The sequence below is a fragment of the Streptomyces sp. NPDC050416 genome, assembly GCF_044458845.1.
Lineage (GTDB): Bacteria > Actinomycetota > Actinomycetes > Streptomycetales > Streptomycetaceae > Streptomyces.
Map to the genome: position 1 here is coordinate 239,162 of NZ_JBITII010000010.1, position 14,211 is coordinate 253,372.

The 14,211-nt window shown below is 71.3% G+C and carries 13 protein-coding genes and 1 pseudogene; 5 read left to right on the forward strand and 9 right to left on the reverse strand.

The genetic code is table 11. The features are described from left to right. Positions 1-165: 165 nt before the first annotated feature. The 6 genes from ACIBL4_RS29140 to ACIBL4_RS29165 form a co-directional block, all read right to left on the reverse strand. Positions 166-1,287, reverse strand: coding sequence for an LOG family protein (locus tag ACIBL4_RS29140; RefSeq protein WP_399414762.1), 1,122 nt, complete (start codon positions 1,285-1,287; stop codon positions 166-168). Between the two features lie 22 nt (positions 1,288-1,309). Next, entirely contained in the window at positions 1,310-1,717 is a 408-nt protein-coding gene (locus ACIBL4_RS29145; protein WP_399414763.1) for a VOC family protein, read from the reverse strand. A gap of 127 nt (positions 1,718-1,844) precedes the next feature. After that, positions 1,845-3,437: a hypothetical protein gene (locus ACIBL4_RS29150; RefSeq protein ID WP_399414764.1), complete on the reverse strand. Its 1,593-nt coding sequence runs from the start codon at positions 3,435-3,437 to the stop codon at positions 1,845-1,847. Then, on the reverse strand, positions 3,419-4,168 hold the full coding sequence (locus ACIBL4_RS29155; RefSeq protein WP_399414765.1) for an ABC transporter ATP-binding protein: 750 nt from the start codon (positions 4,166-4,168) through the stop codon (positions 3,419-3,421). Before ACIBL4_RS29155 ends, ACIBL4_RS29150 begins: the two co-directional genes overlap by 19 nt. 207 nt (positions 4,169-4,375) lie before the next feature. Then, positions 4,376-5,737 carry an aspartate aminotransferase family protein gene (locus ACIBL4_RS29160; RefSeq protein WP_399414766.1) on the reverse strand — a complete coding sequence of 454 codons (1,362 nt, stop codon included), beginning with the start codon at positions 5,735-5,737 and terminating at the stop codon, positions 4,376-4,378. Positions 5,738-5,756: 19 nt separating this feature from the next. Further along, positions 5,757-6,275, reverse strand: a complete 519-nt coding sequence (locus ACIBL4_RS29165) for an Lrp/AsnC family transcriptional regulator (RefSeq protein ID WP_399414767.1) — start codon at positions 6,273-6,275, stop codon at positions 5,757-5,759. A 164-nt stretch (positions 6,276-6,439) separates the two neighbouring features. Between ACIBL4_RS29165 and ACIBL4_RS29170 the strand changes: the two genes are divergently transcribed. The 3 genes from ACIBL4_RS29170 to ACIBL4_RS29180 all read left to right on the forward strand — a co-directional run bounded on the left by ACIBL4_RS29170 (position 6,440) and on the right by ACIBL4_RS29180 (position 10,286). Then, entirely contained in the window at positions 6,440-7,879 is a 1,440-nt protein-coding gene (locus ACIBL4_RS29170) for a gamma-aminobutyraldehyde dehydrogenase (RefSeq protein WP_399414768.1), read from the forward strand. A 107-nt stretch (positions 7,880-7,986) separates the two neighbouring features. Continuing rightward, entirely contained in the window at positions 7,987-8,514 is a 528-nt protein-coding gene (locus tag ACIBL4_RS29175; RefSeq protein ID WP_399414769.1) for a hypothetical protein, read from the forward strand. A gap of 128 nt (positions 8,515-8,642) precedes the next feature. Further along, positions 8,643-10,286 carry an RNA polymerase sigma factor gene (locus tag ACIBL4_RS29180; protein ID WP_399414770.1) on the forward strand — a complete coding sequence of 548 codons (1,644 nt, stop codon included), beginning with the start codon at positions 8,643-8,645 and terminating at the stop codon, positions 10,284-10,286. Here ACIBL4_RS29180 and ACIBL4_RS29185 read toward each other — a convergent pair. Together ACIBL4_RS29185 and ACIBL4_RS29190 are read right to left on the reverse strand one after the other, a co-directional pair. Then, complete coding sequence (locus ACIBL4_RS29185) at positions 10,231-10,935, reverse strand: glycerophosphodiester phosphodiesterase (RefSeq protein ID WP_399414852.1); 705 nt, start codon at positions 10,933-10,935, stop codon at positions 10,231-10,233. The two genes, ACIBL4_RS29180 and ACIBL4_RS29185, sit on opposite strands and share 56 nt — an antisense overlap. 65 nt (positions 10,936-11,000) lie before the next feature. Continuing rightward, positions 11,001-12,160 (reverse strand): annotated as a pseudogene (locus tag ACIBL4_RS29190) (adenosine deaminase). A 138-nt stretch (positions 12,161-12,298) separates the two neighbouring features. Between ACIBL4_RS29190 and ACIBL4_RS29195 the strand changes: the two are divergent. Together ACIBL4_RS29195 and ACIBL4_RS29200 are read left to right on the forward strand one after the other, a co-directional pair. Continuing rightward, on the forward strand, positions 12,299-12,943 hold the full coding sequence (locus ACIBL4_RS29195; RefSeq protein ID WP_399414771.1) for a DUF4190 domain-containing protein: 645 nt from the start codon (positions 12,299-12,301) through the stop codon (positions 12,941-12,943). Positions 12,944-13,012: 69 nt separating this feature from the next. Continuing rightward, entirely contained in the window at positions 13,013-13,477 is a 465-nt protein-coding gene (locus tag ACIBL4_RS29200; protein WP_399414772.1) for a DUF4190 domain-containing protein, read from the forward strand. Between the two features lie 44 nt (positions 13,478-13,521). On the opposite strand, the gene ACIBL4_RS29205 is transcribed toward ACIBL4_RS29200, so the two are convergent. Then, positions 13,522-14,091: an NADAR family protein gene (locus ACIBL4_RS29205; protein WP_399414773.1), complete on the reverse strand. Its 570-nt coding sequence runs from the start codon at positions 14,089-14,091 to the stop codon at positions 13,522-13,524. Positions 14,092-14,211 lie beyond the last annotated feature (120 nt).

A 14,211-nucleotide genomic window follows, 5' to 3' on the forward strand; every position in this document is an offset into this window, starting at 1 on the left:
TACGGACAGAACTGCCACGTTTGTCCTTTACAGGATGCGCAAATGCGGGGGGTGGAGGCAGCGCTGACTGTGCATCAGCACTACCGGGAGGCTCTCAGGTCTATAAGCGTCACATAAGTAGTGTCAACGCATATGCAGGCTGCAAGCACTTGCTTTGCCAGCTTATTAACCGCCGAGACGTTTCAACGCCTCGGGCACCTCCTCGATGCGCTCCACGAGCGCGATCCGCGCCTCCATCGAACGGCCCCTGGCCAGCGACTGGAGCAGTGGCCACGTCGGCAGCTTCTCCGTCCAGTGCGCCCGGTTCACCAGCACCATCGGCGTCGGCTCGCCGCGCGACTCGTAGTAGTTGGGCGTCGCGTTGTCGAAGATCTCCTGGACGGTACCGGCGGCGCCCGGCAGGAACACCACGCCCGCGTTGGACCGGGCCAGCAGGCCGTCCTCGCGGGTGGCGTTGGCGAAGTACTTGGCGATGTGCGACGCGAAGGCGTTCGGCGGCTCGTGGCCGTAGAACCAGGTCGGGATCCCCACGGAACGCCCGCCCTGCGGCCAGCGCGCGCGTATCTCGAAGGCGGCCACCGCCCACTGGGTGATCGACGGCGTGAAGTGCGGTGCCTTGGCGAGCAGTTCGAGCGCCTCGGCGAGCATCTCGTCGCCGAACGGGGCGGCGTACGCGCCGAGGTTCGCGGCCTCCATCGCGCCCGGACCGCCGCCCGTGGCGACCGTGAGGCCGGCCCGGGCCAGCTCCCGGCCGAGCCGCGCCGCCCCCGCGTAATCCTGGGTGCCACGGGCCATCGCGTGGCCGCCCATCACGCCCACGACCCGGGCGCCGGACAGGAGTTCGTCGAGCGCGTCCGAGACGGAGTCGTCGTGGACCGCGCGCAGCATGGAGGCGTAGATGTCCCGGTCCGCCTTCGTGCGCTGGAACCAGGCGTAGGCCTGGGCGTCGGGCGTGGCCTCGTAGCCGTCCGCCAGCGACTCGAAGAGTTCGTCCGGCGCGTAGACCTGGCCGCGGTAGGGGTCGAAGGGCAGGTCCGGGACCGGCGGGAAGACCAGGGCGCCGTCCGTGCGGATCTTCGCGGCGGCCTCCTCGCGCATCGCGCAGCCGAGGAAGACGGCGCCCGTGGTGTCCGTGCCGAGCAGTTCGCGCGTACGGTCCGTCAGGTCGACGGCCTGGACGCGGTGACCGGCGAGCGTGCCGCGCGCCGCGACGGTCGCGTCGAACTCCTCGAGTGTCTCGATCTCACGGTCGTCATGGTGGGCCGCATGGGCGGGCATCGTCTGCACGCGCCCATGCTGGCACAGCGCCTCAGCCCTCGACGGCCGTCGGGTCCATCCACACGACCTCGAAGGTGTGGCCGTCCGGGTCGTCGAAGGCGCGGCCGTACATGAACCCGTGGTCCTGCGTCTCGCCGGAGACGGAACCGCCCGCCGCGACCGCCTTCTCGACCAGCTCGTCGACCTTCTCACGGCTCTCGGAGCTGAGCGCGATCAGCACCTCGCTGGTCTTCTTGGCGTCCGCGATCTCCTTCCTGGTGAACTGGGCGTACTTCTCCTTGGTGTGCACCATCACCACGATGGTCTCGCTGATCACGAGCGAGGCGGTGCTGTCGTCGCTGAACTGCTCGTTGATCGAGTAGCCGAGCTCCGTGAAGAACTTCTTCGAGGCGTCCAGGTCGCTGACGCACAGGTTCACGAAGATCATCTGCTGGTACATGCGAGGTCTCTCCCATCGGGTGTGTGTCGTTACGCGGGGATAGACCGGGGGCCGGAGCGGAACTCATCGCCGTACGGAGATTTTTTTCGCACGAGTTTTTCAGCGGACCGGCGTCAGTTGACCGGCGTCAGCGGGCCAGCGCCAGCGCCGCCAGCTCGGCGACGGTCAGGGTGAGCGGGCCGAACAGGGCGAAAAGGGCGCCCGCGCGGAGGGCGGCGGCACCGCGGAGCATCGTCGCGGGGGCGCCGAGCCGCAGCAGGGCGGCGGTGGTGTCGGCTCGGGCCTGACGGGCCTCGACGGCGGCCGTGAGGAGCGTCCCCACGGTGCAGCCGGTCACCAGCAGCACGCCGAGCGTGGTGAGCGGACCGAGGGACAGTCCGTCCGGGGCGTGCAGCAGCGCCATGGCGTACGCCGCCGCCAGCACCGCGCAGACCACGCCCAGGGGGCGGCCGATCCGGGCGGCCTCGGCCATGAGGATCCGGCCGGCCAGGAGCCGGAGGGCGCCCGGGCGGGCCGACTGGAGCAGCCGTCCGCACAGATGGGTCAGGCCGGGACCGGCCAGGGCCAGTCCGACGGCGGCCAGGACCCAGCCCGCCAGGACGCCGGGGGAGGCGCCGGAGAAGGTGAGGTCGGGGGGCGTGGGGGAGGTGCGGCTCGTGTACGTCTCCACGGCGAGACCCGCGGCCAGGACGGTGATGCCCCAGGGGAGGCCGGAGGGGGCGGTGGTGGGGGCGTTGTCCGGCAGGCCGGCTTCCGGCAGGGCCGCGTCGGAAGCGGTGGCGGTGGAAGCGGCGAGCTCGCCGTCGCCGTGCGGTGCCGCCGCGTGCCGGGCGGACTGCCGGGCGGCGTCGGCGGCCGCGTGTGCGGCGCCGCCGGCCGGGATCACGGCGCTCACGGTGCCCTGTGCCGCCGTCCGGGACCCGGACGGCTCGGGCGAATCCTCGACCGTCGTGCTCCCGGCGCCCCGCGCGGTCGGGCCTGTGGCCGATGCCGGGACGGACCCGCCCGTCCGCGCCGGAGGCGGCCCGCCGTGCTGCGCGCTCTGCCCGGCCCCGGCCGCTGCGGAGGGCTCGGTGGCACGACCGCCCGTGGGCCGGACGATCTGCCGGCCGAAACGGCCGTACGCCCCGAAGGACTCGCGTGTGGCGGTGCGCCGGTACGCGCCGAAACGGCCGTACGTCCCGGCCGGCCGGGACGGTGCCGGACCCGTCTCCCTCGGCCGCAGCGCCAGGGCCACCGCCACCGACGCCGCTCCGGGCACGAGCGCGAGCAGCGTCAGGGCTCCCGGCAGCGGCAGCGGCCGGTCCGCCGCGAGGGGCTCGGCGGCCGCGCCGTCGAACGGCATGCCCGTCAGGTCACCGCGCAGGTGCAGGAAGACCAGCAGGGCCAGCACCGAGCCCAGGACGCAGGACAGGGCCGTCGTCGTCGCCGAGAGGGCCATCAGGCGCAGCGGGCCGAGTCCGATCGCGGAGAGGCCGGTGCGGGGCTTCGTGGCGGGGTCGGTGCGGGCCACCGCGACCGCGAAGTACACCGTGGCGGCCAGGGGAACCACGCACCAGGCCAGGCGCAGCAGGGCGGCGCCGGTGGCGTCGGGGTGGCCCAGCGCGTAGCCCAGGGTGCAGAGCAACAGGAAACCCGTGCCCGCCGAGGCCGCCGCGACCAGCAGGCGGCGCAGCTGGACGGCGGGGTGGGCGCCGCGGGTCAGACGGAGAGCGAGCACGCGGCCCGGCCTTCCGACTCGGTGGGCCCGCCGACCGGCGGCAGGTGCACCGTCTGCACGCGCCGCCCGTCGAGCAGGGACACCGTGCGGTCGGCGAGCGCCGCGGTCTCCGCGTCGTGCGTGGCCAGGACGACCGTGATGCCGTGGGAGCGGGCCGCCGTGGTGAGGGTGCGCAGCACATGGGCGCGGTCGGCGCGGTGCAGGGGCGCCGTGGGCTCGTCGGCGAACAGGACCGACGGGGCGGGGGCGAGGGCACGGGCGATGCACACCCGCTGCCGCTCGGCCTGCACCAGCTGGTGCGGGCGTTTGCGGGCGCCCTCGCCGATGTCCAGGCGCTCCAGCCACTCCAGGGCCGCCTTCTTGGCGCGGCGCCTGCTGGTGCCGCGCAGCATCAGCGGCAGGGCGGTGTTCTCCCAGGCGTTGAGCTCCGGGACCAGCGAGGGCGCCGGGTCGATCCAGCCGAAGCGGTCGCGGCGCAGTCGCTCGCGGGTGAGGGAGCCCATGGTGTGTACGGGCACGCTGTTGAACCAGACCTCGCCGCGCCGTACGGGCACCAGGCCGGACAGGCACCGCAGCAGGGTGGTCTTGCCGCTGCCGCGCGGGCCGCTGACGGCGAGGATCTCGCCCTCCCGGACGCCGAGCGAGACACCGCTGAGCGCGGGGGAGCCGTCGTCGTGCTGGAAGTGCAGGGCGCGTGCCCAGAGCACGTCGTTGTCAGGCGGGGCCTCCATGAGCGTACACCTCGGTTCAGATCCGTAGTTCCCGTGCCAATCCCCCGTGCGGGGGAACGAAGGCAGGGCCGATCGGTCACTGGCACGCTAGGCAGAAGGCGGCGGGACGCCGGACAGCACGCGGCCCCGGACCGCCGTTTCTCACTCGAACGGGCGGCACCGGGGCCGGTGTTGATCATCCATGCAGACGATCGGAGCAACGCGTGGTCACAGCTTCGTCCACGCCTCCGACAGCGTGGCGCGCAGGATCTGCTCGATCTCGTCGAACGTCGACTGGTCGGAGATCAGCGGCGGGGCGAGCTGCACGACCGGGTCGCCGCGGTCGTCGGCGCGGCAGTACAGGCCGTTCTCGTACAGCTTCTTGGAGAGGAAGCCGTACAGGACCCGCTCGGTCTCGTCCGCGTCGAAGGACTCCCTGGTGTCCTTGTCCTTGACCAGCTCGATGCCGTAGAAGAAGCCGTTGCCGCGGACGTCGCCCACGATCGGCAGGTCGTGGAGCTTCTCCAGGGTGGCGCGGAAGTGGCCCTCGTTGTCGAGGACGTGCTGGTTGAGGTTCTCGCGCTCGAACAGGTCGAGGTTGGCCAGGCCCACGGCCGCGGAGACCGGGTGGCCGCCGAAGGTGTAGCCGTGCAGGAAGGTGTTGTCGCCCTTGTAGAACGGCTCGGCCAGGCGGTCGGAGACGATGCACGCGCCTATGGGGGAGTAGCCCGAGGTCATGCCCTTGGCGCAGGTGATCATGTCCGGGACGTAGTCGAACTTGTCGCAGGCGAACATCGTGCCCAGGCGGCCGAAGGCGCAGATGACCTCGTCGGAGACGAGCAGCACGTCGTACTGGTCGCAGATCTCGCGCACCCGCTGGAAGTAGCCGGGCGGGGGCGGGAAGCAGCCGCCCGCGTTCTGCACCGGCTCCAGGAAGACCGCGGCGACCGTGTCCGGGCCCTCGAAGAGGATCTGCTGCTCGATCTGGTCGGCGGCCCAGCGGCCGAAGGCCTCGGGGGCGTCGCCGTGGATCGGCGCCCGGTAGATGTTCGTGTTCGGCACCTTGTGGGCGCCCGGCACGAGCGGCTCGAAGGGCGCCTTCAGGGCGGGCAGCCCGGTGATGGACAGGGCGCCCTGCGGGGTGCCGTGGTAGGCGACCGCGCGGGAGATGACCTTGTGCTTGGTGGGCTTGCCGACCAGCTTGAAGTACTGCTTGGCGAGCTTCCAGGCGGTCTCGACCGCCTCACCGCCGCCGGTGGTGAAGAAGACCTTGTTCAGGTCGCCCGGGGCGTGGTGCGCGAGGCGCTCGGCCAGCTCGACGGCCTTGGGGTGGGCGTAGGACCACACCGGGAAGAACGCCAGCTCCTGCGCCTGCTTGAAGGCGGTCTCGGCGAGTTCGACGCGGCCGTGCCCGGCCTGCACCACGAACAGGCCGGCGAGACCGTCGAGGTAGCGCTTGCCCTGGTCGTCGTAGATGTACGTGCCCTCGCCCCGGACGATGGTGGGGACGGGGGCCTTCTCGTACGACGACATGCGCGTGAAGTGCATCCACAGGTGGTCGTACGCGGTCTGGGAGAGGTCCTTGCTCACGGCTATCGGGTCCTCACGGTTATCGGGTTCCCCACATGTAGGTCTGCTTCTTGAGCTTGAGGTAGACGAAGCTCTCGGTGGAGCGCACTCCGGGGACGGCCCGGATGCGTTTGTTGATGACCTCCAGGAGGTGGTCGTCGTCCTCGCAGACGATCTCCACCATCAGGTCGAAGGAGCCCGCGGTCATCACCACGTACTCGCATTCGGACATGGCCGTCAGCGCGTCCGCCACCGACTCCACGTCGCCCTCGACGTTGACGCCGACCATCGCCTGTCTGCGGAAGCCCACGGTGAGCGGGTCCGTGACGGCGACGATCTGCATCACGCCCTGGTCGAGCAGCTTCTGGACACGCTGGCGCACGGCCGCCTCGGACAGGCCCACGGCCTTGCCGATGGCGGCGTACGGCCGGCGGCCGTCCTCCTGGAGCTGCTCGATGATGGCGAGGGAGACGGCGTCCAGCTGGGGACCGCCGCCGTTCCTGGACTCGCGGGAGTCCCTCTGATCTGCGCTTCGACTGGCCACCGGCTCACTGTGCACGAGGTCTCGACACTTCCGCAAGGTCTGATCGATGAAATCCGTTGTTTGCATAGCTCACATCTGCGGATTCCGCACGATCGAAGGGAGTGGGGGTGTTGAAAACGTGGACCGGCCGACTAGGGTGGGTGTCTCAAGTACTGGACATCCGAACTGGAGGGCCGGCAGTGAGCACCGAGCTGCGTCGTCTGCGCAACTACATCGGCGGTGAGTTCCGGGACGCCGCCGACGGACGGACCACCGAGGTGGTCAATCCCGCGACGGGCGAGGCGTACGCGACCGCTCCGCTGTCCGGGCAGGCGGACGTGGACGCCGCGATGGCGGCGGCCGCCGAGGCCTTCCCCGGCTGGCGCGACACCACGCCCGCCGAGCGCCAGAAGGCCCTGCTGAAGATCGCGGACGCCTTCGAGGAGCGGGCCGAGGAACTGATCGCGGCCGAGGTGGAGAACACGGGCAAGCCGGTCGGGCTGACCCGCTCCGAGGAGATCCCGCCGATGGTCGACCAGATCCGCTTCTTCGCGGGTGCGGCGCGGATGCTCGAGGGCCGCTCGGCCGGTGAGTACATGGAGGGCCTGACCTCCATCGTGCGCCGCGAACCGGTCGGCGTCTGCGCGCAGGTCGCGCCGTGGAACTACCCGATGATGATGGCCGTGTGGAAGTTCGCCCCGGCGATCGCGGCGGGCAACACGGTCGTCCTGAAGCCGTCCGACACCACCCCGGCCTCCACGGTGCTGATCGCGGAGATCCTCGGCGGGATCCTGCCGAAGGGCGTCTTCAACGTCATCTGCGGTGACCGCGAGACCGGCCGCATGATGGTCGAGCACGACATCCCGGCGATGGCCTCCATCACCGGCTCGGTACGCGCCGGCATGCAGGTCGCCGAGTCCGCGGCCAAGGACGTCAAGCGCGTCCACCTGGAGCTCGGCGGCAAGGCCCCGGTCGTGGTCTTCGAGGACACCGACATCGCCAAGGCCGTCGAGGACATCTCGGTCGCGGGCTACTTCAACGCCGGCCAGGACTGCACGGCCGCCACGCGCGTCCTCGTCCATGAGTCCATCCACGACGAGTTCGTCTCCGCGCTGTCGAAGGCCGCGTCCGAGACGAAGACCGGGCAGCCGGACGACGAGGACGTGCTGTTCGGCCCGCTCAACAACCCCAACCAGCTCAAGCAGGTCGAGGGCTTCATCGAGCGGCTGCCCGCGCACGCGCGGGTGGAGGCCGGCGGCAAGCGGGTCGGCGACAAGGGCTACTTCTACGCGCCGACCGTCGTCTCGGGCCTGAAGCAGGACGACGAGATCATCCAGAAGGAGGTCTTCGGGCCGGTCATCACCGTGCAGTCCTTCCGCGACGAGGAGCAGGCGGTGGAGTGGGCCAACGGCGTCGAGTACGCGCTCGCCTCCTCCGTGTGGACCAAGGACCACGGCCGCGCCATGCGGATGTCCAAGAAGCTCGACTTCGGCTGCGTCTGGATCAACACGCACATCCCGCTGGTCGCCGAGATGCCGCACGGCGGCTTCAAGAAGTCCGGCTACGGCAAGGACCTGTCGGCGTACGGCTTCGACGACTACACGCGGATCAAGCACGTGATGACGTCGCTGGACGCGTAGCTACTCCGTTCGGTCGTGACGGCCCCGGGCGCTGATGCCGCCCGGGGCCGTTCGTCTGCCCGCTGAACTATTTTTGAACATGTTCAACACAGGCGTAGAGTGCCGCCATGAGCGACAGAGCCGCCCTGCTGAAGGGCATCCGTGCGTGGCTGGTCTTCTTCGTCGTGTGCCTGGTGCTCAGCGGCGCCACGGCCTTTCCCCTGGTGCACGAACTGCGCTGGACCGAGGATCTGCTGCGCACGCTGTCCGTGGGCGACCACCTGCCCGGCTTGACGGACTGGATCGAGCGGGTCCGGGCCGGGCTCGACGAGGCGGACGCCGAGTACCCCTTCCTCCTCTACGGCACGGACTGGCTGGCCTTCGCGCACCTGGTGATCGCGGTCGCCTTCTACGGGCCCTACCGGGACCCGGTCCGCAACATCTGGGTCGTCGAGTTCGGGATGATCGCCTGCGCGGGGATCATCCCGCTCGCCCTGATCTGCGGGCCGCTGCGCGGGATCCCCTTCTGGTGGTCGGTGATCGACATGGCCTTCGGGGTGCTCGGGGTGATCCCGCTGTACGTCGTACGGCAGCGGATCAAGCGGCTGGAGGCGCTGACCGCCCCGGCGGCGGCCACCCCGGCATTCGGCGGCTGAGAAAAACTGTTATCCCGAGAACCTTCACGCCGTCTCCCCGCATGTGATCCCCCACATAGCCAAGACCCCCGTCCTGCCTGAGAGGGTGCGTGCGGAAAAGTACTGATCTCAGCCGGCGAGAGGCCACCGTGGACAGTCAGCACTGGCGCGCCGTCATCACGGCGGCGCAGGCCGGCGACCGGCAGGCGCTGGACGAGCTGGTCGCGGGCTGGCTGCCGCTGGTCTACAACATCGTGGGCCGGGCTCTGAACGGCCACGTGGACGTCGACGACGTCGTGCAGGAGACCATGCTGCGCGCGGTCGACCACCTCGGTTCGCTGCGCGACCCGGACAGCTTCCGGTCCTGGCTGGTGGCGATCGCCATGCGCCAGATACGCGACCGGGCCCGGCGCCGCACCCCGGAGCGGCTGGAGGAGGCGGCGGCCTCCGACTTCGCCGAACTGACCGTGCTGCGGCTCCAGTTGGAGGGGCAGCGGCGCGAGGTCGCCGAGGCCGTGCGCTGGCTCGACGACGAGGACCGGCAACTGCTGTCGCTGTGGTGGCTGGAGGTCGCGGGCGAACTGACCCGGCGCGAACTGGCCGCGGCCGTCGGCATCACCCGGCAGCACGCCGCCGTGCGCGTGCAGCGGATGAAGGAGCGCCTGGAGACCTCGCGCGGCATCGTCCGCGCCCTGGACGGCGCCTGCCCGGACCTGCGCGAGCTGACCGGCCGCTGGGACGGCCGGCCCGACTCGGTGTGGCGTAAACGGCTGGCCCGGCACATCCGGGGCTGCGGCTACTGCGGCGGCACCCGCGAGACGGTCGTACCGGCGGAACGCCTCCTGGTCGGCATCGCGCTCGTCCCGCTTCCCGTCGGGTTCACCCTGTCCCTCGCCTTCGGCGGGAAGACGGCCGTAGCCGCCGGCTCCGCCGGGTGGTCCGCCAAGCTGCTGGGCGCGCTCACCAAACCGGCCGTCGCGATGACCGCCGGCGCGACGATCGTGGCGGGCGGCGCGTACGTCGTCACCCAGCCGCCTCACGCCCCGCCTCCCCGGGCCGCAATCACCCCCACGGCGAGGGCCACGTCCGAACCGCCGCCCTCCGCCACGCCCAGCCCCAGCCCCACCCCCACGCCCTCACCGTCGGCGACGAAGAAGGCCGACCTGTACGGCACGGTCGTCGACGCCGTCGACCGTGCCCCCGACCCGGACGCCCGGCCCGCCGCCCTGCCCCGCCGCCCCGAGTCCGGCGTCACCAGCACCGGAGGCCCGAAGGCCGTCATGCAACACCGTGGCGACAGCGTGACGCTGAGCGGCCGGGGTTATGTCCTGGTCCGCTGGCAGATCTCGCCGCACGCCCGGCCCGGCGGGGTGGTCATGCCGACCTGGACCGGCCTGAAGGGCAAGCTGTTCCACGTGGCCTCCGGCGGCTCGCGCCGCATGGACGACCCGCTGCCCGGCGCCCCGAACGGCTACGTCACCGGTATGGGCGGCCCGGACATCGGATACGCCGTACTGCCGCCCGGCACCCAGCAGATGTGGCAGAACGAGTACTTCTACGTCGACGGCACCGTCACCCTCACCCAGAACGAACGCGGCTGCGACTACGGCATCGCCGTGTTCCCGTCGAACTGGGAGGCCGTCGAGAAGGACGTCGACACGGGCCCCGCCCATGGCGCCATCCGCTACGGCCTCGTCCGCGACACCGGCACGGACAGCGCGCCGGTGCCGCAGTACGTCACGCGGGCGACCCCGGCCGATCCGGCGACGGTCCCGCAGCGCTCGCGCGTGTAGCGCACAGCACGTCGATGCGGTTGGTCGTGATCGAGTCCACTCCCGCGCGCAGCAGCCGCCGCATGGAGCGCCGTGTGTCGGGAGTCCACACGGAGAGCAGATAGCCGTCGCGGTGGACCCGCTCGGCGAGGGGCCGGTCCACCAGGCCGAAACGGTAGTTCAGCCAGCGCGGGCGGATCGCCTCCAGCAGGACGGGCCGGGGCGGGGCCAGCGTCGTCCAGGTGAGGGCGATCTCGGCGGCCGGGTCCGCCGCGCGCACGGCGAGCATGGCGTCGGCGCCCGCGCAGTAGTAGACCCGGTCCGCCGCCCCGGCCTCCCGCACGGCGTCCGTCACCCGCCGCACCGCCCGTACGTCGGGCGAGCCGGGCAGGTCGATCATCACCCGGTGGCCCTCGGTCGCGGCCAGCGCCTCCGTCAGGGCCGGAACCCCGCCGCCGGTCAGTCCGCGCACCTCCTCCCAGGACAGCGCGAGCACCGGCCGCTCCAGCTCCCAGAGCCGCTTCAGCGTGTCGTCGTGCAGCAGCACCGGTACGCCGTCCCGGGTGAGGCGTACGTCGATCTCCACCGCGTCCGCGCCCCGGTCGAGCGCGGAACGCAGCGAGGCGACGGTGTTCTCGCGGTGGCGGTAGGGGTCGCCCCGGTGGGCCACGGCGGTCACGCGCCGCCGGGCAGGCCCGGGGTGTCCCGGGTGCTCGGGGTGCTCGGGGGCGGACGTCACCGGTGGAGCCATCCCGCGGTGTACGTGTCGATCTCCTCCTTGATCCTGGCCTTGCCCGCCGCGTCCAGGAAGGACGCCGCCACGGCGTTCTTCGCCAGGTCGGCCAGGCCCCGCTCGTCGAGGTCGAGCAGCCGGGCGGCGACCGCGTACTCGTTGTCGAGGTCGGTGCCGAACATCGGCGGGTCGTCGGAGTTGATCGTGACGAGGACCCCGGCCGCGGCGAACTCCTTGATCGGGTGCTCGTCGAGGGTGCGGACCGCGCGCGTGGCGATGTTGGAGGTCGGGCACACCTCCAGCGGGATCCGGTGCTCGGCGAGGTGCGCCAGCAGCTTCGGGTCCTGCGCGGAGCTGGTGCCGTGCCCGATGCGCTCGGCCCGCAGATGCGTGAGGGCGTCCCACACCGTCTCCGGGCCGGTGGTCTCGCCGGCGTGCGGTACGGAGTGCAGCCCGGCGGCGATGGCCCGGTCGAAGTACGGCTTGAACTGCGGACGCGGCACGCCGACTTCGGGCCCGCCCAGACCGAAGGAGACCAGGCCCTCCGGGCGCAGCCGGTCGTCGGTGGCGAGCCGGGTCGTCTCCTCGGCGGCTTCGAGTCCGGCCTCGCCGGGGATGTCGAAGCACCAGCGCAGCACGGTCCCGAAATCGGCCTCGGCGGCCTTGCGGGCGTCCTCGATCGCGTCCATGAAGGCGCGCTCGTCGATACCGCGGCGGGTGGAGGAGAACGGGGTGATGGTCAGCTCGGCGTACCGCACCTGCTGCCGGGCCAGGTCACGGGCCACCTCGAAGGTCAGCAGCCGGACGTCCTCCGGGGTGCGGATCAGGTCGACGACCGACAGGTACACCTCGATGAAGTGGGCGAAGTCGGTGAACGAGAAGTAGTCGACCAGGGCGGCGGGATCGGTCGGGACCTTCGAGTCGGGGTGCCGGGCGGCCAGTTCGGACACGATCCGGGGGGAGGCGGAGCCCACGTGGTGCACATGCAGTTCGGCCTTGGGCAGTCCGGCGACGAAGGCCGTGAGGTCGCGTGGGGCGCGAGGATCGACGAGATGCTCGGTCAAGGGTTCCTCCCCGGAACGGCGCCCCTGCCGGCGCGTGGCCGGCGGGGCGCGGGTGATCGGCTGATCGATGACTCGGAGTCATCGTATGCCGTGGGCACAGCGCCCGTTCAGGGGCGCGGGGCTGTATCCATATGCGGCTCCGCCGCGTGGGCGCGACCAGCCCCACGCACCCGCACTGTGGCGCTTCGCAGACGCCCCGTAGCATGGCGGCACGATCGACCCAGGGGGGATGCACCATGACGGACGCGACGCAACCAGACGGAGGCGGCGGCCACGACCCGTGGGCGCCCCCGGAGAACAAGACCTCGCTCGACAAGAACCAGACGCCGCAGTCGCCGTCAGGGTCGCCGTCCGTGCACGACCAGGCCACGGTCACCTCGATGCCGAGCGCGGGTTTCACCCCGCCCACCGGCACGCCCCAGTACGACACGTCCCACTCCGGCGCTGTCCCGCCCCCACCCGTGGCCCCCGGCGGGTACGGCTACCCCGGCTATCCGCAGGCAGGCGGGTACCCCCAGGCAGGCTACGGCTGGCCGGGCATGCCCGTGGCCCCCCAGAACGGCATGGGCGTCGCCGCGATGGTGCTGGGCATCATCTCCTGCACGCTCTTCTGCCTGTACGGCGTGGTCTCCCTGGTCACCGGCATCCTCGCCGTCGTCTTCGGCATCAAGGGCCGCAAGCGCGCCGAGGCCGGAGTGGCCACCAACCACGGTCAGGCGCAGGCGGGCCTGATCATGGGCATCATCGGGATCATCCTCGGCATCGCGGTGATCGTCCTGATAGCCGTCGGCATCACGGCCGCGATCAACAGCGACGAGCCGTACGACGACCCGTACTACGGCGCGCAGGCCCCGGTCGCCACTGCCGCGTCCCTCCGCTGAAACTGCCGTACTGCGCGGCGGATTCGGCCACTACGATTCCCTGGTCTGACAACGGAGGGGAGATCGTCCATGTCCAACACCAACCCCACGCCCGGTGGGTTCGGTCCGCCGTCCCAGCCACCGCAGCAGCCGCCCCCCGGGTACGGCTACCCGCAGCAGGGCGGCCCCGGCTACGGCTACCCCCAGGGCACTCCCGGTTACCCGGCCGCGCCCCCTGCGGGCTACCCCCAGGCTCCCGGCTACGCGATGCCCGCGCAGCCGAGCAACGGCATGGGAACCACGGGTCTGGTGCTGGGCATCATCGGCGTGGTGTGCAGCGTGACCTTCCTGCTGTGGTTCTTCGGCGTGATCCTGGGCATCCTGGCGATCATCTTCGGCGCCATCGGCCGGGGCAAGGCCACCCGTGGTGAGGCCACCAACAAGGGTGCGGCGACCGCCGGTCTGGTCTGCGGCATCATCGCCACCGTGATCCTGCCGCTGCTGGGCTTCCTGCTCTTCGCCAGCATCATGGGCGGGATCGGCGCCGCTTCCTGAACGAGGGCCCGAGACGGGGGCCGGTCCGTGGGCCGGCCCCTCACTCATGTCCCGCGCAGCCGCTCCCGCGCCTCCATCAGCGCGAAGCCCAGCAGGTTCGGCCCCCGCCACCGCTCCGGATCCCCCGCCGCCTCGTCGTCCGCGGCCAGCCCTATGCCCCACACGCGGTCCACCGGACTCGCCTCGACCAGCACACGATCACCCGTGCCCAGCAGAAACTCCCGCAGCGCGGGATGCGCGCCGAACTTGTGGACGCTGCCCTCCACGACGATCCGGAACCGCTCCCGTTCCCATATCGCCTCGTCGAACCCGCGCACGAGCCGCCCGGCCTTCTTCGCCTCGGCGGGATGCGCGGCGGCCAGGGCGGCTCGCTGCGCCGCCGCGTCCTCGAAGAGCCGGGCCTTGCCCGCCATCATCCAGTGCTCGGCCGTCGCGTACGCCACGCCGTCCACCGTGAACGGCGCCGGCCACCACTGGCTCAGACAGCTCTCCCCGATCCGGCCGTCCGGCCGCGGCCGGTGCCCCCAGAAATGCAGATACTTGATCCTGGTCCCCGTACGGGACGCCCTGATCAGGGCGTCCCGGGAACGGACCGCCCCCGTGATCTCCTCCATGCACGCGAGTCTGGCACGCACCACTGACACAGCGTCCTGCCTTTTCGCGGGGGACTCGACACCTGGTCGACAGATTCCGTCGCGTAACCAAAAATCAACAACGGAATCCCTTGTTGGCAT